This is a genomic window from Archangium sp., assembly GCF_057119385.1.
The window spans coordinates 1-18,459 of the sequence record NZ_DBNGVP010000190.1 but is presented as its reverse complement, the minus strand read 5'-3'; the positions used below and the strand labels follow the sequence as shown (position 1 = coordinate 18,459).

The 18,459-nt window shown below is 68.6% G+C and carries 18 protein-coding genes; 14 read left to right on the top strand and 4 right to left on the bottom strand.

All coding sequences use genetic code 11. The features are described 5' to 3' along the window. Positions 1–70 precede the first annotated feature (70 nt). The 8 genes from lysA (at position 71) to AC16DP_RS44570 (ending at position 7,640) form a co-directional block, all read left to right on the top strand. Positions 71–1,312, top strand: coding sequence for a diaminopimelate decarboxylase (gene lysA, locus AC16DP_RS44605; protein ID WP_329726795.1), 1,242 nt, complete (start codon positions 71–73; stop codon positions 1,310–1,312). A gap of 16 nt (positions 1,313–1,328) precedes the next feature. Next, complete coding sequence (gene dapA, locus AC16DP_RS44600) at positions 1,329–2,216, top strand: 4-hydroxy-tetrahydrodipicolinate synthase (RefSeq protein WP_329726794.1); 888 nt, start codon at positions 1,329–1,331, stop codon at positions 2,214–2,216. Positions 2,217–2,401: 185 nt separating this feature from the next. Then, positions 2,402–3,184 carry a 4-hydroxy-tetrahydrodipicolinate reductase gene (dapB, locus tag AC16DP_RS44595; protein WP_329726793.1) on the top strand — a complete coding sequence of 261 codons (783 nt, stop codon included), beginning with the start codon at positions 2,402–2,404 and terminating at the stop codon, positions 3,182–3,184. Further along, entirely contained in the window at positions 3,181–3,948 is a 768-nt protein-coding gene (locus AC16DP_RS44590) for a fumarylacetoacetate hydrolase family protein (protein WP_329726792.1), read from the top strand. The genes dapB and AC16DP_RS44590 overlap by 4 nt, the downstream gene beginning before the upstream one ends. Next, on the top strand, positions 3,945–4,469 hold the full coding sequence (folK, locus tag AC16DP_RS44585) for a 2-amino-4-hydroxy-6-hydroxymethyldihydropteridine diphosphokinase (protein WP_329726791.1): 525 nt from the start codon (positions 3,945–3,947) through the stop codon (positions 4,467–4,469). The genes AC16DP_RS44590 and folK overlap by 4 nt, the downstream gene beginning before the upstream one ends. After that, entirely contained in the window at positions 4,469–5,890 is a 1,422-nt protein-coding gene (locus AC16DP_RS44580) for a tetratricopeptide repeat protein (RefSeq protein WP_329726790.1), read from the top strand. The genes folK and AC16DP_RS44580 overlap by 1 nt, the downstream gene beginning before the upstream one ends. A gap of 15 nt (positions 5,891–5,905) precedes the next feature. Continuing rightward, on the top strand, positions 5,906–6,403 hold the full coding sequence (locus AC16DP_RS44575) for a hypothetical protein (protein WP_329726789.1): 498 nt from the start codon (positions 5,906–5,908) through the stop codon (positions 6,401–6,403). A 22-nt stretch (positions 6,404–6,425) separates the two neighbouring features. Continuing rightward, positions 6,426–7,640, top strand: coding sequence for a cytochrome P450 family protein (locus AC16DP_RS44570; RefSeq protein ID WP_329726788.1), 1,215 nt, complete (start codon positions 6,426–6,428; stop codon positions 7,638–7,640). A 27-nt stretch (positions 7,641–7,667) separates the two neighbouring features. Here AC16DP_RS44570 and AC16DP_RS44565 read toward each other — a convergent pair whose 3' ends face one another. The 3 genes from AC16DP_RS44565 to AC16DP_RS44555 all read right to left on the bottom strand — a co-directional run bounded on the left by AC16DP_RS44565 (position 7,668) and on the right by AC16DP_RS44555 (position 9,889). After that, complete coding sequence (locus AC16DP_RS44565) at positions 7,668–8,420, bottom strand: hypothetical protein (RefSeq protein WP_329726787.1); 753 nt, start codon at positions 8,418–8,420, stop codon at positions 7,668–7,670. After that, positions 8,417–8,938, bottom strand: a complete 522-nt coding sequence (locus AC16DP_RS44560; protein ID WP_329726786.1) for a hypothetical protein — start codon at positions 8,936–8,938, stop codon at positions 8,417–8,419. The genes AC16DP_RS44565 and AC16DP_RS44560 overlap by 4 nt, the downstream gene beginning before the upstream one ends. A gap of 237 nt (positions 8,939–9,175) precedes the next feature. Beyond that, positions 9,176–9,889, bottom strand: a complete 714-nt coding sequence (locus tag AC16DP_RS44555) for a TetR/AcrR family transcriptional regulator (RefSeq protein WP_329726785.1) — start codon at positions 9,887–9,889, stop codon at positions 9,176–9,178. A gap of 120 nt (positions 9,890–10,009) precedes the next feature. On the opposite strand from AC16DP_RS44555, the gene AC16DP_RS44550 reads away from it, so the two are divergent. Further along, positions 10,010–10,714: a Coq4 family protein gene (locus AC16DP_RS44550; RefSeq protein ID WP_329726784.1), complete on the top strand. Its 705-nt coding sequence runs from the start codon at positions 10,010–10,012 to the stop codon at positions 10,712–10,714. A gap of 17 nt (positions 10,715–10,731) precedes the next feature. Then, positions 10,732–12,111, top strand: a complete 1,380-nt coding sequence (locus tag AC16DP_RS44545; RefSeq protein WP_329726783.1) for a cytochrome P450 — start codon at positions 10,732–10,734, stop codon at positions 12,109–12,111. Between the two features lie 10 nt (positions 12,112–12,121). On the opposite strand, the gene AC16DP_RS44540 is transcribed toward AC16DP_RS44545, so the two are convergent. Beyond that, a complete protein-coding gene (locus AC16DP_RS44540; RefSeq protein ID WP_329726782.1) occupies positions 12,122–13,090 on the bottom strand; it encodes a pyridoxal-phosphate dependent enzyme in 969 nt (322 codons plus the stop codon). Positions 13,091–13,340: 250 nt separating this feature from the next. On the opposite strand from AC16DP_RS44540, the gene AC16DP_RS44535 reads away from it, so the two are divergent. The 4 genes from AC16DP_RS44535 (at position 13,341) to AC16DP_RS44520 (ending at position 18,230) form a co-directional block, all read left to right on the top strand. Then, complete coding sequence (locus AC16DP_RS44535; RefSeq protein WP_329726781.1) at positions 13,341–14,036, top strand: hypothetical protein; 696 nt, start codon at positions 13,341–13,343, stop codon at positions 14,034–14,036. Between the two features lie 618 nt (positions 14,037–14,654). After that, entirely contained in the window at positions 14,655–15,086 is a 432-nt protein-coding gene (locus tag AC16DP_RS44530; protein WP_329726780.1) for a hypothetical protein, read from the top strand. A gap of 246 nt (positions 15,087–15,332) precedes the next feature. Beyond that, entirely contained in the window at positions 15,333–17,012 is a 1,680-nt protein-coding gene (locus tag AC16DP_RS44525) for an RluA family pseudouridine synthase (RefSeq protein WP_414640679.1), read from the top strand. Positions 17,013–17,033: 21 nt separating this feature from the next. Further along, positions 17,034–18,230, top strand: coding sequence for a hypothetical protein (locus AC16DP_RS44520; RefSeq protein WP_329726779.1), 1,197 nt, complete (start codon positions 17,034–17,036; stop codon positions 18,228–18,230). Positions 18,231–18,459 lie beyond the last annotated feature (229 nt).

Sequence of the window (18,459 nt, the reverse complement as noted above, 5' to 3'; positions counted from 1 at the left end):
CGCCCGCCCGCGCTCCGGAGGCGCAGCCGCCGCCTCCCGCCGCGACTCTCTCCCCTGACGCTGGGACGCCGTGAATCACTTCAGCTACCGCAAGCGTGTCCTGCACGCCGAGGACGTGCCCTTGCCGGCCATCGCCGACGCCGTGGGCACCCCCGTGTACGTCTACTCCACCGCCACGCTGCGCCGGCACTTCCGGGTGGTGACGGAGGCCTTCGGCTCGCACCCGCACCTGGTGTGCTACGCGATGAAGGCCAACTCCACGCTCGCGGTGCTGCGGCTGCTGGCCGAGGAGGGCAGTGGTTTCGACATCGTCTCCGGCGGTGAGCTGGCCCGCGTGAAGGCCGCGGGCGGCCAGCCGGGCAAGACGGTGTTCGCCGGCGTGGGCAAGACGGCGGACGAGATGGCCCAGGCCCTCTCCGCCGGCATCCTCTTCTTCAACGTGGAGAGCGCCGAGGAGCTGGAGTTGCTCGACGCCGTGGGCCGCGCCCAGGGCAAGCGCGCGCCCTTCGCCCTGCGCGTGAATCCCAACGTGGACGCACGCACCCACCGTCACATCTCCACCGGCCTGAAGACGTCCAAGTTCGGCGTCCCCTTCGAGGACACGGTGGCGCTCTACGCCAGGGCCAAGAAGATGAAGGGCCTTCAGGCGGTGGGGGTGGACTGCCACATCGGCTCGCAGATTACGCGCACCGCGCCCTTCAAGGCCGCGCTCACGAAGATGGCCGGGCTCTACCAGGAGCTGAAGGCCCAGGGGCACGCGCTGCAGTACCTGGATATTGGGGGTGGCCTGGGCATCACCTACACCGAGGAGACGCCCCCCACGCCCGCCGAGTACGCGCGCACCGCGATCGCCGCTGCGGGCAATACGGGCGCCACCCTCATCTTCGAGCCGGGCCGCCTGCTGGTGGGCAACGCCGGCGTGCTCGTCACCCGGGTGCTCTTCCGCAAGAAGACGCCGGCCCGTCAGTTCGTGGTGGTGGACGCGGGCATGAACGACTTGATGCGCCCCGCCCTCTACGACGCCCACCACGGGCTGCAGCCGCTGGTGCAGCGGCGCGGCAAGGAGGTGGAGGTGGACGTGGTTGGGCCGGTGTGCGAGTCCACCGACGTGTTGGCCCGTCAACGCAAGGTGGTGCTGCCCAACCAGGGCGAGCTGTACGCGCTGATGACGGCCGGGGCCTACGGCATGAGCATGGCGTCCACCTACAACTCGCGGCCCCGGCCGGCCGAGGTGCTGGTGGACGGGGATGCCTGGCGGGTGGTCCGGGAACGGGAGAGCGTCGAGGACCTCTGGCGCGGCGAGCGGCCCTGAACATATAAGCCGCAGCATGAGGACCTTCGAAGGCTCGATGACCGCGCTCGCCACCCCGTTCCGGGAGGGAGCGTTCGATGAGGCTTCCTTCCGTGCGCTCGTCCGGCAGCAGATCGCCGGAGGGACGAACGTGCTCATCCCCATGGGCACCACGGGCGAGGCGGTGACGATGTCCGCCGAGGAGCGCTTCCGCGCCATCCGCGTGGCGGTGGAGGAGGCCGCGGGCCGGGTGCCGGTGGTGGCCGGCGCGGGCTCCAACAGCACCGCGGAGACGGTGGAGAACGTGAAGCGCGCCCGCGAGGCCGGCGCGGATGGCACGCTCATCGTCACGCCCTACTACAACAAGCCCATGCAGGCGGGCCTGGTGGAGCACTTCCGCGCGGTGGCGAAGGCGCACCCGGGCTTCCCCATCATCGCCTACAACGTGCCGGGCCGGACGGGCGTGGACCTGCTGCCCGAGACGGCGCTGCGCCTGTGCGACTTCCCCGAGGTCGTGGCCATCAAGGAGGCCACGGGCAACATGGCCCGCGCGGTGGACCTGGTGGAGAAGTGCGGCGAGCGGTTGACGCTCCTGTCCGGGGATGACTTCACGGTGCTGCCCTTCATCGCCTGCGGCGGCAAAGGCGTCATCTCGGTGTCCTCCAACGTGGCCCCGCGGATGATGGCGGACCTGGTGGCCGCCGCCCGCGCCGGTGAGCTGGCGAAGGCGCGGGACATCCAGGTGCGGATGAACGAGCTGCACCGGCTGCTGTTCATCGAGTCCAATCCGATTCCCGTGAAGTGGGCCCTGCACAAGCTGGGACTGTTCGGACCGGAGCTGCGCCTGCCGCTGGTCCCCATGTCCGAGCCCAACGCGAAGAAGCTGGAGGCCGAGCTGCGCAAGCTGGGCCTCGTCCAGGGCTGAACCTGGGATGCGTGGCACCCTCACCCCGTCCCTCTCCCGAGGGGAGAGGGGAATGGCGCGAGGGAGCAACGCACTGTGGACCGCGCACTGTGAACCACGCACTGTGAACCACGCACTGTGGACAGAGGGCCAACACATCCCCTCTCCCTCCGGGAGAGGGACGGGGTGAGGGTATCGAGGACACCATGATCCGCACCGTCATCACTGGAGTCACTGGCCGCATGGGCGGCACCCTGCTGCGGCTCGTCCGTGAGTCCAAGGACCTGGAGCTCGCCGGAGCCACGACGCGCCAGACCGCGCGCCTCGACTCACTCGGTGTGCCCGGAGGCGATGCTCTCGGCCGGGTGCTCGACACGGCGAAGGCCCAGGTGGTCATCGACTTCACCAGCGCGGAGGCGAGCGTGGCCCACGCGCGCCAGTGCGCCGAGCGTGGGGTGGCCATGGTCATCGGCTCCACGGGCTTCACCTCCGAGTCCCGTGCCGAGGTCGCCGCGAGCGCGAAGTCCATCCCCGTGGTGCTGGCGCCCAACACCTCGGTGGGCGTGAACGTGGTCATCCGCATGGCCGCCGAGTTGGCCCGCGTGCTGGGCGAGGGCTACGACGTGGAGGTGCTCGAGGCGCACCACCGCATGAAGAAGGACGCGCCCTCGGGCACGGCGCTCAAGCTGGCCGAGGTGCTCGCCTCGGCGCTGGGCCGGAGCCAGGAGGACCTGACCTTCGCCCGGCATGGGCAGATCGGCGCGCGTCCGAAGCAGGAGATCGGCGTGCAGACGCTGCGCGGCGGAGACGTCGTGGGGGAGCACACCGTGTATTACTTTGGCGAGGGCGAGCGCATCGAGCTCACCCACCGGGCCACGAACCGGGACCAGTTCGGCCTCGGGGCGCTGCGGGCGGCGCGGTGGGTGACGGGGCGCTCGCCGGGGCTCTACGACATGGCCGACGTGCTCGGCTTCCAGAGGACGTCATGACGACGCGTTATTGCCGTTTCCAACACGAGGGCGGTGCGCACCACGGCCGCATCGAGGGTGACCAGGTGGTGGTGCTCTCCGGCGCGCCGTGGGCCGGCGGAGCGGACACCGGCCGGCGCGTGGCCCTCAGCGCCGTGCAACTCCTGGTGCCCTCCGAGGCCTCCAAGGTGGTGTGCATCGGGCAGAACTACCGCAAGCACGCCGAGGAGATGGGCAAGCCCGTCCCGGCCGAGCCGCTCCTCTTCATCAAGCCCTCCACCGCGCTCAACGCGCACCGCTCGCCCATCCAGATTCCCAAGGCGAGCCAGGAGGTGCACCACGAGGCGGAGCTGGGGCTCGTCATCGGCGAGCGGCTGAAGAACGCCGACGAGGCCACCGCCGCGCGCGCCATCTGGGGCCTCACCTGCATCAACGACGTGACGGCCCGCGACATCCAGCGCCGCGAAATCCAGCACACCCGCGCCAAGAGCTACGACACCTTCGCGTGCGTGGGGCCCTGGAGCGTCGCCGGCCTGTCCCCGGCGGACCTCCAGATTCTCTGCCGGGTGAATGGACAGGTGCGACAGGACAGCCGCACGTCCGACATGGTCTTCAGCCCCGCCAGGCTGGTGTCCTTCATCTCCCACATCATGACCCTCCTGCCGGGCGACCTGGTGAGCACGGGGACGCCCTCGGGCGTGGGCCGGCTGGTGGCCGGGGACGTGGTGGAAGTGGAGCTGGAGGGAATCGGGACCCTGGCCAACCCTGTTGAGATGGGGCCTTGAGCGCCACCGTCTATGTAGGGCTGGGCTCCAACGAGGGAGACCGCGAAGCCCAACTCGTCTCCGCCCTGGAGGCGATGTCCCGGATCGATGCCGTGGCGGTCCTCCACTGCTCGTCTCTCTTCGAGAGTGCGCCCGTGGGCCCGCCCCAGCCGCACTACCTCAACGCCGTGGTGGCCCTGGAGTGCGGCCTGCCACCGCAGCGGTTGCTGTGCATCCTCAAGCAGATCGAGCGCGACCTGGGCCGCCAACCCGGCGGACCGCGCTGGGGGCCCCGGCCCATCGACCTGGACATCCTCCTGTGGGAGGGTGAGGTGGTGGCGGACCCCAACCTCCAGGTGCCGCACCTGGAACTTCACAAACGCCGCTTCGCCCTGGAGCCGCTCTTCGAGCTCGCTCCCGAAGCGGAGCACCCGGTGCTCGGCATGACGGTGGCGGAGCTGCTCTCCCAGCTGGCTCCCCAGGACGTGCGCCGGTGCGAGGCCACCCAGTGGCCCGAAACCCTTCTCCCGGTAACCGAGTGATGACCCTCTCCCTCGCCTTGACCGCCGCGGCCCTGCTCGCGGCCGAGCCCCCCAACCTGCCCGCCGGACACCCGCCCCTCGGCTCGGAGGCCCAGCGTCCGGCCGCCGCCTCCCAGGGCCTGCCCGAGGGCCATCCCACCTTCGGCTCGAGCCCCTCGGGCGCCGCGGACCCGGGTGCCATGCCGGAGGGCCACCCGCCGATGACGGGCCGGGCCCCGCCCACGGCGGCGGAGCTGCTCCAGCAGCTGGACGGCATGCAGGGCCTGCGCGAGCGGGAGAAGACGTTCGAGATCGCCTCGTCGCTGGGCAAGCTCTACTACACGAATGGCCGGGCGGCGGACGCCATCCCCTACTTCCTGCAGGCCGAGGAGAAGGGGAAGGCGGCGCGCGAGCTCTTCCTGGCGCAGCGCGAGAAGCTGGGCAAGGCGGCGGTGCAGAACCCCACGGAGGCGAAGTGCGGCTTCTCTCCGGCGACGCCGGTGGAGGAGATGGCGTCGGTGGCGGCCGAGCGCGCGAAGAAGGGGGACACGGCGGGCGCGGCGGCCTGCGCGCGCGCGGCGCTGGAGCCGGTGCTGGAGGTGGAGTCGATGCGCGCCAACGCGCACTTCCTCTCCGGCGACGTGGCGGGAGCGCTGAAGACGTACGAGCGGGTGCTGGAGGTGGAGCCCACGTCGGCGGACGCGCTCTTCGGGCGCTCGGCGCTGCTGTACGAGACGAAGGGCGAGGACCTGAAGTCCCTGCAGTCCGCGCACGAGGGCTTCGAGGCCTTCCTGGCGGCGCACCCGGACTCGCCGCGGGCGGCGCTGGCGCGCAAGCTGGGCCGCATGACGGACGAGGCGGTGAAGGCCGGCGGCATGGCGAAGTGGCAGGTCTCGCGCGCCGAGGACCGGCGCATCCGGGCCTCGAAGCTGGACCTGTCGCGTGGCGGGCCGATGATGGCGCAGGGCCCGATGGCGGGCGGTGGCCTGCGAGGCGGCGGCGCGGCCGGACCGATGGCGGGTGGCGGTGACAACACGGCGGCGCCGAACATCTCGCAAGAGACGGTGCAGGCGATGCAGAACGTGGAGCGCACGCCGGAGCTCGAGGCCCAGCTGACGCAGACGGTGGAGCAGGGCGAGGACCTGCTGGCGAAGGGTCGCTACGACGAGGCGCTGGCGGCGTACCGGCAGGTGATGCCGCTGCGGCCGGATGGGCGGGTGAAGGCGGGCCTGGCGTGGACGCTGGTGGGGCTGGGCAAGCCCACGGCGGACCGGGTGTGGGGCGTGGCGGTGGGCTCGGATCCGGCGGCGGTGGACCAGCTGGGCGAGACCCTGAAGGCCAAGGGCGACATGAAGGGCGCGAAGGCGCTCTGGACGAAGCTGGCCGCCTCGGCGCCGGACTACGCGTCCCAGGCTTCGTTGCAGGCCAAGCTGAGCCAGTAGTCCCGGAAACCCATAATGAATCGCGCGGCCCCCTTCACCTTCGACGACTCCCTCTGGCCCCTGTTGGGCGTGCGTCTCACGGGCGAGCCCTCGCGCCAGGAGTTCGAGGCCTTCCTCGACAGCTCCACTCGATATTTGCAGCGGGGAGGGCCCCACGTCTGCATCTTCGACTTGAGCGCCCTGTGGCTGCTGTCGAGCGAGCAGCGGCAGCGGCACGCGTTGTGGCTCGAGAAGAACGCGGCGTTGATGCGCCAGACGCTGCTGGGGCTCGCGTACGTCGTCACCTCGCCCACGGTGGTGCTGACGATGAGTGTCATCTTCCACTTCCGGCCGCCGCCGGTGCCCTACACCCTGGTGACCCGCATGGACTCGGCGAGGGCCTGGGCGGCGTGGCACCTCGACGAGGCGGGACTGCGGACCGAGGCCGAGCGCGTGCGGCGCCAGCTGTACGGAGGCGCTTTCGCGGGGACGGAGTCCGGATGCGCCGCCGCGCCGCTGTCCGGGCCGTGTTAGATCCTCCCCTGGGAGGATCGTCATGCAGACCCTGACGCAGCCCGATTTCAAGTCTCAGCGCTTCAAGGCCAACCCATACCCCCTCTACGCGCGCTTGCGCGAGGAGGCACCCGTCTTCCGCATCAAGGTCCCCGGCGCCGAGGCGGGCTGGCTGGTGACGCGCTACGAAGACGTCAACCAGGTGTTGAAACACGGTGGCATCAGCAAGGATCGCATCGGCAGCATGACCGAGGCGCAGCGGGCGAAGCTGCCCTGGTTCTTCAAGTTCTTCACGCCGCTCGTGCAGAACATGCTGAGCCGGGATCCGCCGGACCACACCCGGCTGCGCGCGCTCGTGCACAAGGCCTTCACGCCGAAGTACATCGAGCGGTTGCGCTCACGTGTCCAGACGCTGTCGGACAGCCTGCTGGACGCGGCCGCGCGCAAGGGCTCCATGGACCTCGTGGAGGAGTTCGCGTTCCTGCTGCCCGTGACCATCATCGCCGAGATGCTGGGCGTGCCTCCGGGCGACTACCGGAAGTTCCAGCGCTGGTCCAACCGGCTCGTCTCGAACACGGACATGTCGGACGTGCTGCTCTCCGTCCCGAGCGTGGTGATGTTCACGCGCTACCTGCGCAAGCTCATCGCGCAGCGGCGCACGTCCCTGGGGGACGATCTGCTCTCGGCGCTCATCCAGGCGGAGGAGGCGGGCGACAAGCTGACCCCGGACGAGCTGGTCAGCATGGCGTTCCTGCTGCTCGTGGCCGGACACGAGACCACGGTGAACCTGATCTCCGGCGGCACGCTCGCCCTGCTCCAGCACCCGGAGCAGTTGGAGCGGCTGAGGAAGGACCCGGCCCTCATCGAGCCGGCGGTCGAGGAGCTGCTGCGCTACGCGAGCCCGGTGGAGGTCTCCACGGAGCGCGTCGCGCGAGAGGACATCACCGTGAGCGGGGTGGCGATTCCGCGTGGGGACCTGGTCTTCGCGGTGCTGGCCTCGGCGAACCGGGACGAGCGCTACTTCAAGGACCCCAACACGCTGGACCTGGGCCGGGAGCCGAACAAGCACGTGTCCTTCGGCATGGGCATCCACTATTGCCTGGGGGCGCCGCTCGCGCGGCTGGAGGGGCAGATCGCCATCCAGACGCTGGTGAACCGGTTCCCGAACCTGCGCCTGGCCAGGCCGGCCGAGTCGCTGAAGTGGCGCACGGGCATCCTCATGCGCGGGCCGAGGCAGCTGCCGGTCAAGCTCTCCTAGGACGCGGGACGAGGCAGGGGACCTCGCTCATGAAGCGGGGTCTTCGTCCTCCTCTTCCACGTCATCGAGTGGTTCGTATGTGGGAGCGCGCAATAGAACCCGGTGGTCACTTTGGGGCCAGTACCCGACAGAGAACTCGTCCTCCCCTACCCGCACGGTGGCGCCATGCGGAGGACTTGGGTGCTCCTTCAACCACGCGTCTGCTTCTTCCCATGTGGTGAAGGAGCAGAGCGGGGGACTGGGTTCGTCGAAATGCGCCACGAAGTGCTCGAACTCCTGCGCACAGCCTGACTCCTGTACGAAGTGAAGCGCCAGTGCGGCGCACTGCAGTCCTTTCAGGTCCTCCGGTGAGGAATGGAGTACTGCTTGGGCTTGATCGAGCGCGAGCCAGAGCCGCTCCTGTTCCTGGACACTCCCCGGTCTTCTCACGTCCGCGGCCGATGGGAGCCGCAACAGCAAATGCTGCCCGCTCTTCCGGGAGTAGCCGAGGGTGTAGCGCTCTCCCCCGAGCTCGACCGCACCTCTCGGAGGAGGCACCGGGTGCGCTCTCAACCAGGTGTCCAACTCTTCCCGGCTGGAGAACGCACCGACAACTGGAACAGGCGCACCGCGAAAGGTCGCGAGGTAGTCCTCGAAGTTGTGTGCGTGTCCTGACTCCATGATGAAGTACGAGACATTCAGGGCAGGCCGCAGGGCATCGGAGGCTCCGGGCGAGCCGTTGAGAAGCTCCTGCGCCCTCCGGAGGGCTCCCACCATCCTGTCCATTTCATCGCGATTCATTGCGCACCTCCGCTACACAGCGGTGCGTCCGCACTGTCCGCCGAAGCCATCAGGACGAGAGGAGCGAGAGCGAACAGCCCCCCTCCTGAGAAGACAACGACAAAGCTCACACCTGCGATGACGACCACGGTGCCTAGGAGGAGTTGCGTCCGATGCTCCTTCAGCCACTCGGTTGCATGGTCTACGGCGGAGAACCTCAAGGCTCTGGCCTTCTCGGCAGCCAGGCAGTCATTGTAGGCGCTCAAGCAATTCTCACGGCAGATTTTGTCATGCCTGGGGTGGCCTCGCGGAATGTAGTTGAGAGGCGCAGGCAGCTTGCGCCGCATGCAGTTGCGGTGACAGTCAATCTGCTCCTGATCACAGTCGCGACGACGGCCACCGACGAGGACAATGTCCCCCGAGGTAGTGCTGCTGATGATGGAGGACGGCAGGCTCTGTAACTCCTTCTGGAACTCCGCTGCCGGCCGCCAGGAATGCACGACCTGGTCATCGGCTCCTTCCTGGATGACCAGAGCCATTTTGGGGAGTTCCTCGGGCGCGGGCGGATGAACGGAACGGATACTGCTTCCGCAGGAAAGCAGGAGGCAGGCTTGAAGAAGGAAAACGAGGCCGCGGAACCAAGGCGACGAACCCATTGGTGGTGTTCCTACTCCACGGAGAAGCATGCGTGTGCCCCGAGTGTCAGCGCATCCGAAGGCACCATTTCCGTGGTGAGTAGGAGGACTTCTCATCCCGCGTGTGGTGCTGTTGCGCGCCTACCCGCGTCCCTTCCGGGAGCGCCGGGGCGGTGAGCGTCTCACGGGCCCGCGCTCACCCGCGGGCTCCTCGAACAGGGCCGGGCCGAGCAACTCGAGGCACTCGGCGAGCACCTTGCTCGCGTCGCGTTTCCTCCCCGCGGTGAATGGCTGCTCCAGCGCGAGGCGTCCCGCGGTGGCCAGGACGGCACCGGCCAGGCGCGCCCGCTGCGAGTCCGGGGAGAGCCCCAGCCACTCGGCGGCGGCGTGCGCGAGCGCGACCTCCGCGTCCGTGAGGATCTGCAGCCACACCGCGCGCAGGCTCTCCGTCTCGTTCAGCACGGAGAGGAGGTTCTCCCAGTTCATGGCGCTCTCCTGCGCGAGGCTCCGGCGGAGCGCCTCCACCAGCGCCTCGCGCAGGCTCTTGCCACGGGGGGCGGCGCGCAGCTCGGAGACGATGCGCGCGAGCGACGCGTCGACGGCCGGGCGGATGGCGTCCTCCTTCCGGGGGAAGTACCGGTAGAAGGTCCGCTCCGAGAGGCCCGCGTGGGCCGCGAGCTCCTTGACGGAGAAGTCGCTCGTGCGCTCCCGCAGGAACAGGCTGATGACGGCATGCGAGGCCTCGAGCATCGCCTGGTCTCGCCCCTCGCGTGGGGCAAGGGTGAGGTGCGGAGCCTCGCGGTCCGCACCCGTGGCCGGCCGTTCCTGGGAGGGGAGGCGCACTCGCTGGGGCATGGCGCGGAGCCTAACAAGCCATGGCAGGAACTGTCACACCCGGGCGCAGGTGGCGGTTTCTGCCAGTTCCGTGGCATGAACTGCCACACTCCAGCTGCCCACCCCCCACGGAGAACCGAGATGAGCTTCAGCTCACCCACCGCACGCATCGAAGACGGCCTCTTCCTGCCCGAAGGCGCATCCCTGTTCACACGTCTGCGTGTGGCGGTCCGCGCCCTGAAGGTCCTCGAGAAGAAGCCCGATGACGGCATCGCCGCGCCGTTGTTCAACGCGAGCCTCGACGGCGACGTCTTCCAGCGGCTCTGCACGGAGCTGGCGAAGAGCGAGGACGGCCGGGAGCTGCTCACCGCGCGCCCCAGCCTCCAGGGCAGCAACATCGACCTCGCGGCGCTCGGCCGGCTCCCGGAAGGGACGCTCGGGAACGCGTTCGCCCGCTACTTCAAGGACAACGGCATCAGCCCGTTCGAGAGCCCCTACGAGGTCCGCAACGACGTGGACTACCTCGTCAAGTGGTACCGGGAGACGCACGACCTCCACCACGTGGTGACCGGCTACGGGACGGACCCGCTCGGCGAGATGGAGCTCCAGGCCTTCGTGGCCGGCAACATGGGACTCCGCACGAGCGTCCTCATCCTCCTGTTCGCCGCGCTGCTCCGGCCGCATGGCCTCCCTCCCATCTGGAAGTACGCGCGGAAGCTGCGCGCGGCATACCGGCGGGGCCAGCGGACCGAGCGGCTCGTCCGCATGCGCTACGAGCGCTCCTGGGAGGCGACGGTCGAGGCCGTGCGCCAGCAGCTCCGGATTCCCCCGCTGACGCCGGCCTGACCCAGGACTCCACGACCATGAATACGGCACCTTCCCTCGATAGGCCCCGGACCCTCACCGAGTACGCCCCCTCCACCCTCGAGCTGCTCACGGCGACCCGGCGAGAGGGGTTCCTCGGCTGGCTGATGAGCACCTGGCGCAAGCACGGGGATCTGATCCGCATCCGGATGGGCTCGAAGTCGCTCCTGATGGTGACCCACCCGGACCACGTGCGCCACGTCAACGTCACGGGCCGCGAGCGCTACGACAAGGGGGAGAGCTACGACTCCCTCCGCGAGCTGCTGCTCGGCCATGGCATCGTCACCGCCACCGGGGAGGACTGGCGCCGGCAGCGCAGGCTCATGGCGCCGTTCTTCACTCCTCGCGGCGTGGAGAAGTTCTTCCCCATCTTCCTCTCCGACACGCAGAAGCTCATCGAGCACTGGCAGTCCCACCACCAGGGCTCTGGCCGCCCTGTCGAGATGCTCGACGAGATGATGCAGGTCACCGCCGCCGTCATCCTCCACTCGGTCTTCAGCACCGACTCGGGCGAGACCCTGCTGCGCGTCAAGAACTCGATCGAGACGCTGGTCTCCCACATCTCGAACTCGCAGATGCGCCCCATCCAGGTGCCCATGTGGGTACCCACCCCCGGGAACCTGCGGTTCAATCGGGCCAAGAAGCTCGTGACGGCCTACATCCAGGAGCTCATCGCGCGGCGCCGGGCCATCCCCACCGAGCAGTGGCCGGACGACCTGCTGACGAAGATGATGACGACCCGGGACGAGGAGTCGGGAACGTTCATGGCGGAGCAGCTCCTCGTCGACAACGGCCTGACCCTGTTCGCCGCCGGGCATGAGACCACGGCACGGACGCTCTCGTTCTTGTGGTACGCGCTGTCCCAGAACCCCGAGGTGGAGCGGCGGCTGCATGCCGAGCTGGACTCGGTGCTGGGCGAGGCTCCTCCGACACTCAACGACTTGAGGAAGCTTCCGTACACCCTCCAGGTCGTGAAGGAGGTCCTCCGGCTCTATCCGGCTGCGCCGATGTACGCCCGTGACGCCGTCGCTGATGACGAGCTCGATGGGATCCGCATCCCGGCCGGCACGAGGACGATCGTCTTCTCCTACGCCACCCACCGGCACCCCGAGTTCTGGGACGAGCCGGAGCGCTTCGATCCCGACCGCTGGTTGCCCGAGCACGAGGCGGCACGTCATGCGCACGCCTACCACCCGTTCGCCATCGGGCCGCGCATCTGCCTGGGCAACAACTTCTCCCTGCTGGAGACGCACGTGATGACGGCGATGCTCGCACGCCGCTTCAAGCTGCGGATGAAGCCCGGCCACGTGCCGAAGTTCGACATGTTCGGCACCCTCGGCTCGGCCAACGGCCTGCCGATGTTGATCGAAGCGCGGTGAGCGCCTCCACTCAGGGGCCCGAGGGCACGTCCCTGGCGAGTGCGCGGCGGGAGGCCTGCTCCTGCCGCCACACCCCGAGCTTCTCCAGGTCCACGGCGATTCCGCCGCACACCACGAGGAGGGGCCGGCGGTAGGGCGCCAGCACCTCGAGCCCCTGGTACGCCACCGCGAGCGCGGCGCCGCACGCCGGCTCGACGAGGATGCGCAGGTCATCGGCGAACTGCAGGCACGCATCGAGCGCCTGCGTATCGCTCACCGTCACGCTGTGGACCGGGTGGCGGCGCGTCCACTCGAAGGCCGCCTGCGCCACGCGCTTGGCCCCGAGCGTGGTGGCGATGGTGGTGATGGCCGGCAGGGTGACGAGCTTGCCGGCCTTCACCGCGGCGTGCAGCGACGCGGCGCCCTCGGTCTCCACGGCGATGACCGGCACGTGCTCCAGCTTGTTGCGGTACAGCCCCTCCAGTACTCCGCACAGGAGCCCGCCGCCTCCCACCGCGCAGACGACCGCGTAGAAGCCCTGCTCGGCCTGGGCCACCGCCTCGTCGATGAGCGTGGCGTTGCCGTCCCAGATGTCCGGGTGGTCGAACGGCGGCACGTACGCCGCTTCGCCGGAGCCGCAGCGGCGCAGGGCCTCCTCGTTGGCCTCGTCCCAGACGGTGCCGTGCACCACCACCGTCGCGCCGAGTGCGGCGATCTGCCGCCGCACCGACTCCGGTGTCGAATGGGGGACCAGGATGGTGGTGGGCACGCCCAGGGCCCGCCCGGCCACCGCCGCGGCGAAGCCGGCATTGCCACCGGAGGGGCAGATGAGCTGCCGTGCACCGGCTTCCACCGCGCGCTGGCACATCCTTTCGATGCCGCGCAGCTTGAAGGAGCCGGAGGGCTGGAGGCTCTCCACCTTGAGGAGCACGTCCTTGCCGAGCGCGGCCGAGAGTGCGTCGTGCGGGAGCAGGGGCGTGGTGATGTGCAGGGGGCGCATGAGGGTGGGAACGCTCCATACCCCTCGGGGTACGCCAGGAGAAGCTTGGCGGGATGCACCGGTCATCCAAATGACGAAATCCTCGCGAGATGAGCCTACTCGATGGGTCATGGACGGAAACGCAATCTTTGAAGTACTGAGGAGTAGGGCTTTTCGGAGTCACCATGCACGTCCTGGAGCGGGCGTTGGGCCCGGTGCAAACAAGCGTCATGGGTCTCGCGCAGGGGTGTGAGGCTAGGAAGGAGCACGCGTGGACGAGGAGAAGAAGTCCGAGGTGTGCAGCGAGGGCGTGGAGCAGGTGGGGCCGTACCAGCTCCACGAGCAGGTGCCGCAGGACGAGCACAGCCGGGGCGAACTCTACCGGGCCACGCACGAGACGAGTGGGGCGTCGGCCCTGGTGCTCAGGCCCGCCGAGGACGGCTCGGCGCCGCTGACGGACTGGCGGGTGCGGTGCATCTCCTCGGCCTCTCCCAGCTACCTCGCGCTGGAGATGGAGCCTGCTCCAGGGTCCGCTGCTCCCGACAGGCACTCCGTGGAGGAGTTGATGTGCGGGTTCGAGGATGTGCACGAGGGCGTAAAGCGCATGGCCCGCGCCTTCCCCGTCTACGATGAACCTCGCCTCCGATGGCGTCTTGGGCTGGCACTGGCTGGCGTTGTCGCCATGCTCGCCCTGGTTTTCGCTCTGTTCCGTCAGGCGCCTTTGTCCCAAGCGCCAGGAGGTCCGGCTCCCCTGGCGGGAGTCGCGCCAGCGCCCATGAGCCAGGAGGTTCCGACGGACATCGAGATACCCCTCACGGGCCATTCGCTCATGGACAGCGTGGACGGAGGGCCGTCGGCCATCTCCCACCCTTCCCGCGCAAACCCTATAAAGGGCAGAAGCGGCCTCCCTGCACTCCTCGTATCGAGGTGGAGATTATGGGCGCTTGCTGGGTGCCTCACGAACTGAAGGCGCCGTGCCCGGAGGAACTCTACGAGCACCAGGGCAAGTGTTACACGACTGCCATGCTCCCCCCACGGCAGCCCCAATCAATCCAGCAGTGAGCCTGCCCCGGTTTTGTGGCTCTACCGCCCAGTGTGGAGCCCGGGTTCCACACGGATGGTCTTTCGAACGAGGCTCGCCCACTCGCCGCCCCGGAACCACAGGAAGTACGGGAGAGCCTCAAAACCGGAGCAGGCTCTATCCTCCTCGGCGCGCGCCCGGAGCGACGATTCGCACCAGTTCATCCTACACAGGGGCGCGTTCCACACATCGGGACCACAGCCACTTGAGGCTTATCGAAAGGGCGATGCTCCTTTGACTGGAAGTTGAGCATGGACTCGCACTGGAAGTTAAATGAGCCTTGGTTCCGCTGTTTGTCACGGAGGCGCCATGTCCCAGGGCTCACCCCCACTCCAGCCTGTGTCTTCCGAACCACTGAACGATGAGGGGCGTCCCTCACTACAGCCTGTGTCTTCCGAACCACTGAACGATGAGGGGCGTCCCTCACTACAGCCTGTCTCTTCCGAACCACTGAACGATGAGGGGCGTCCCAAGGCTCCTTCAAAACTTCATGAAGCCCTCTCGTTGGAGCAACTCATCCTCGTGGGTGAACTCAACGAAACGAAAATTGCCCATGAGATCAATTTGATCGGTCAGCGGTTCGGGGCGTTCATGACATCGCAGGCATTCCTCTTTGGGGCTTATGCTTATGTGGCGGCACCCGATTCAGCAGCACACCTGCGAGGTGTGCTCATGCTGTTGGGGTTGGCAATCACGTTCGTAATGGGGCCCAGCATTCTGGCGGCGAAGAGAGTGCTCACAAAGCTACAGATTGTGCGCGCGGAGGTGGAGCGAGTCGTGAGGGATAAGACTGGCTTGCCCATGCCCCTGCTTGGAGATTCGGCCAACCGCGATATGGGGCTTGCAAGCACGATCTTCTGGGGCAATGCCACTCTTTGGGGGGTCCCTCTCATTACACTGGCAACATGGGGGCTGCTATTCCTGCGAGGCAAGTAACAGCGGCTATTTCTGTTCTCGCGCTTGGCCTCAGTTGCAACAACCAGGGATGAGGTGGAATCGGGGTACCCGTCCGGCGGATGATGTGCTGCGGGGGCGCCCGCCCCAATTTTGTGGCTCTACCGCCCTGTGTGGAACCCGGGTTCCACACGGGGGGCCTTTCAAATGAGGGAACAAAGGCTCGCTCGATTTCTGGGACGAGTACCCTCCGGCCCTCCAGGAATACAACCGCGTGCGGGCGAGGTAATGACAGGGGTGCCTTCGCGAGATGTCGTGATGTACTTCGAGCCGCAGTCGGCTCCGGCCGAGGTGCCGGTGCGGCTCACGGATCCGTTCGCCGAGGGCCCTCCGCATCCCCTGGCTCGCCGGGCCGCCGAGGAGCTGATGGGGTTCCTGCGCCACGGAGGACCCGGCCTCGGTGCCCTCAATGCACCTGGCCAGGGCAAGATGTTCGGGGTGCTGGTCGTCGCGGCTCCGGATGGCCGCATCGGTTACCTTCGCGGGTTCTCGGGCATGCTCGATGGCCGCTGGCAGGTCGATGGGTTCGCGCCGCCACTCTTCGACCCCATCGCGCGCGACGCGTTCCTGCCCGCGGGTGAGGCGGAGTTGCGCGTGCTCGGTGAGCGCCACGCCGAGCTGCTCGAGGGTGCGCAACCCACCGCTCTCCGTGCGAGCCTCGCCGAGCTGACCGCGCGCCACGATGCCGCCAGGGAGGGCCTGCGCGAGCGCCACGACGCGAACCGGGGCCTGCGGCACGACGCACGCCAGCGTCTGGCCAGCGGGGATGTCAGCGAGGAGGAGCGGCAGGTGGCGCTTCACGCGCTCGGGCAGGAGAGCCGGGCCGATGCCGCGGAACGCCAGCGGTTGGAGGTGGAGCACGGCCAGGAGCGTGCGGCCCTGGTGTCGGCCCTCCGAGCGCTCGATACGGAACGTGCCGGGCTCGAGCACGTGCGCGCCGAGCGCTCGAGGCAACTCTGGCGGCGGATCTCCGAGAGCTACGTCATCCCGAATGCGCGCGGCGAGAGCCGGACCGTGGGAGCGCTCTTCGCGCCCGAGCCGCCGCCGGGAGGGGCGGGGGACTGCGCCGCACCGAAGCTGCTCGCTCAGGCCTACCGTCATGGCTTGCGGCCGCTGGCGCTCGCCGAGTTCTGGTGGGGGGCATCGCCGCTCACGGGCGGCCGGCACGCGGGCGCGTACTACCCGGCGTGCCGGAGCAAGTGCGGCGGCGTGCTGCCGTACATGCTCGAGGGGTTGCATGTCGAATTGGGTCCACTCTCCGGTGTGGCACCGGGTCCGGTGGAGGAGCTTCGGATCCTGTACGAGGACGCGTGGTTGCTGGTCGTGGACAAGCCGCGGGGCCTCCTGTCGATTCCCGGCCGTCACGAGCCGTCACGCGATTCGGTACTCGTCCGTCTCCGGCGTCGAGACCCGGACGCATCCGGATGGCTCGTGGTGCATGCCCTCGAACCCGAGGCCTCCGGGTTGTTGCTCGTGGCCAGGGACACCGCGACCCACGCGGCGCTCCAGCGGCAGTTCGCGCGGCGCGAGGCCGACAGGCGCTTCGTCGCATGGCTCGACGGTCAGGTCTCTGGCGACCAGGGCATCATCGAGCTGCCCATCCGGCCCGACCGGGAGGACCGTCGCCGCCACCTCGTCGATCCACGCCACGGCAAGCGCGCCACCACCGGATGGTTTGTGACGCAACGGAGTGGCACTCGCACCCGGGTGTCGCTCTGGCCCCACACCTGGCTCCCGCACCAGCTCCGCGTTCATGCCGCGCATCCGCTCGGTCTTGGCGCACCCATCACCGGCGACCGGCTGTACGGTGTTGATGACACGCGCCTGCTGCTCCACGCCGAGGCCGTGACCTTCGTTCATCCGCACACGGGTGCACGTGTCGAGCTGGAGTGCCGTGCGCCGTTCTGATGCGGGCTATGCTGTACGGCCATGGCGAACGCCGGACGCAAGCATTTGGAGCTGGGGGCCCTGCGTGACAAGCGGGCCGCGATCATCCTGGCGGTGGTGGCGCTGGGCGTGGCGACACCGCTGGTGGCGCGGCTCACCTTCCCGGGCTGGGTGGGGGCCTCGGCGCTGGTGCAGGTGCGGCTGCTGGTGAGGCTGGGCGGGCTGTTCGTACTCGCGGGCGCCTACCCGGCCGTGCTGGTGCTGGTGCGGTTGGGCATCACCGACGTGTCCGTGTACCAGCACCGCGCACTGCTGCGGCTCTACCCCGTCTTCTGCAACTTCTTCCAGGTCCTGGTGGCGCTCGACGGCTTCCTGCTCGTCGTCTGGCCCGAGCGCTTCTCCCTGCCGAGCTTCTGGGCCGATCTGCTGCTCTCGGTGGCGAGCGTGGGCCTGCTGCCAGCGGTACTGCACCACCAGAGCTGGTTGGCGGGGTTCGACCCCCAGAAGGTGCTCTCGGCGCGGAGCGCGCTCGGCGAGGCCCGGCCGTTGCCGTCCACCCGCACGCCGCTCGACACGCTCGACTACCGGGTGCTGCAGCTGGTGGCCCAGAGTGGCAGCGATGTGGCCGCGGTGATGATCAACGACATGGCAATCGGGACGAGGGATCTCAACCTGCGGCTGCGCAAGCTGGTGGCGCTCGGCTACCTGGACGTGGTGGACGAGCAGCACGGCCCACAGCTCACCCTCACCTCGTTGGGGACCGATACGCTCGCCCTGCCCGTGTCGCTCTTCACCTGGCAGACGAATGATCTGGAGTTGTTGCAGGAACTGGCCCTGGCGCGTCTGGCACTCGAGGAACGGCAGGCGCAGAAGGTGGTGGTGGCGTGCGCGCGCTGCTGCGAGCGGTTGCTGCGGGGGCTGCTGGCTGCCCATGAGCCACCGGTGACGAGCGTGGGCAACAAGGACGTGGACCGCGCGACACTGGGCGAGCTGGTGGGCGCCTGCCGCCAGTACCGGCTCATCGGCCGTTTCGAGGACAACATCTTCTCGGCCCTCAACGAGCGGCGGAAGAAGATCCACGCCCTGCAGGACGAGCGCCCCATCGACGACCAGGACGCCTTCATCCTCTACACGCTCACGGAGATCGCCGCCCGTGCGCTGCTGTCTCAGTCTCCGAGCGCCGAGGCCCAGCCCGTCGCGGCGGGCGAGGGCGGGCAGACCGAGCCCACCGGTTCCTGAGCGCTGTCATTACGGAAGTCAGTTGAGTGTTCCGGTCAGATCATATGACCGACCATGTTCGATGCTCTCTCGGCAGGGCCGCCCCTCGGCGACACTCGATCCTGAAGCCCCGAAGGACCAGCGAAGCGGCGAAGCGCCGAGGGCGGCGAACGAAAACGGACGTCGGGAGAGATAACCTCAACCAACCGAACCGCCGGATGCGGATCCGCCTGTCCGGTGGTGTGGCAGG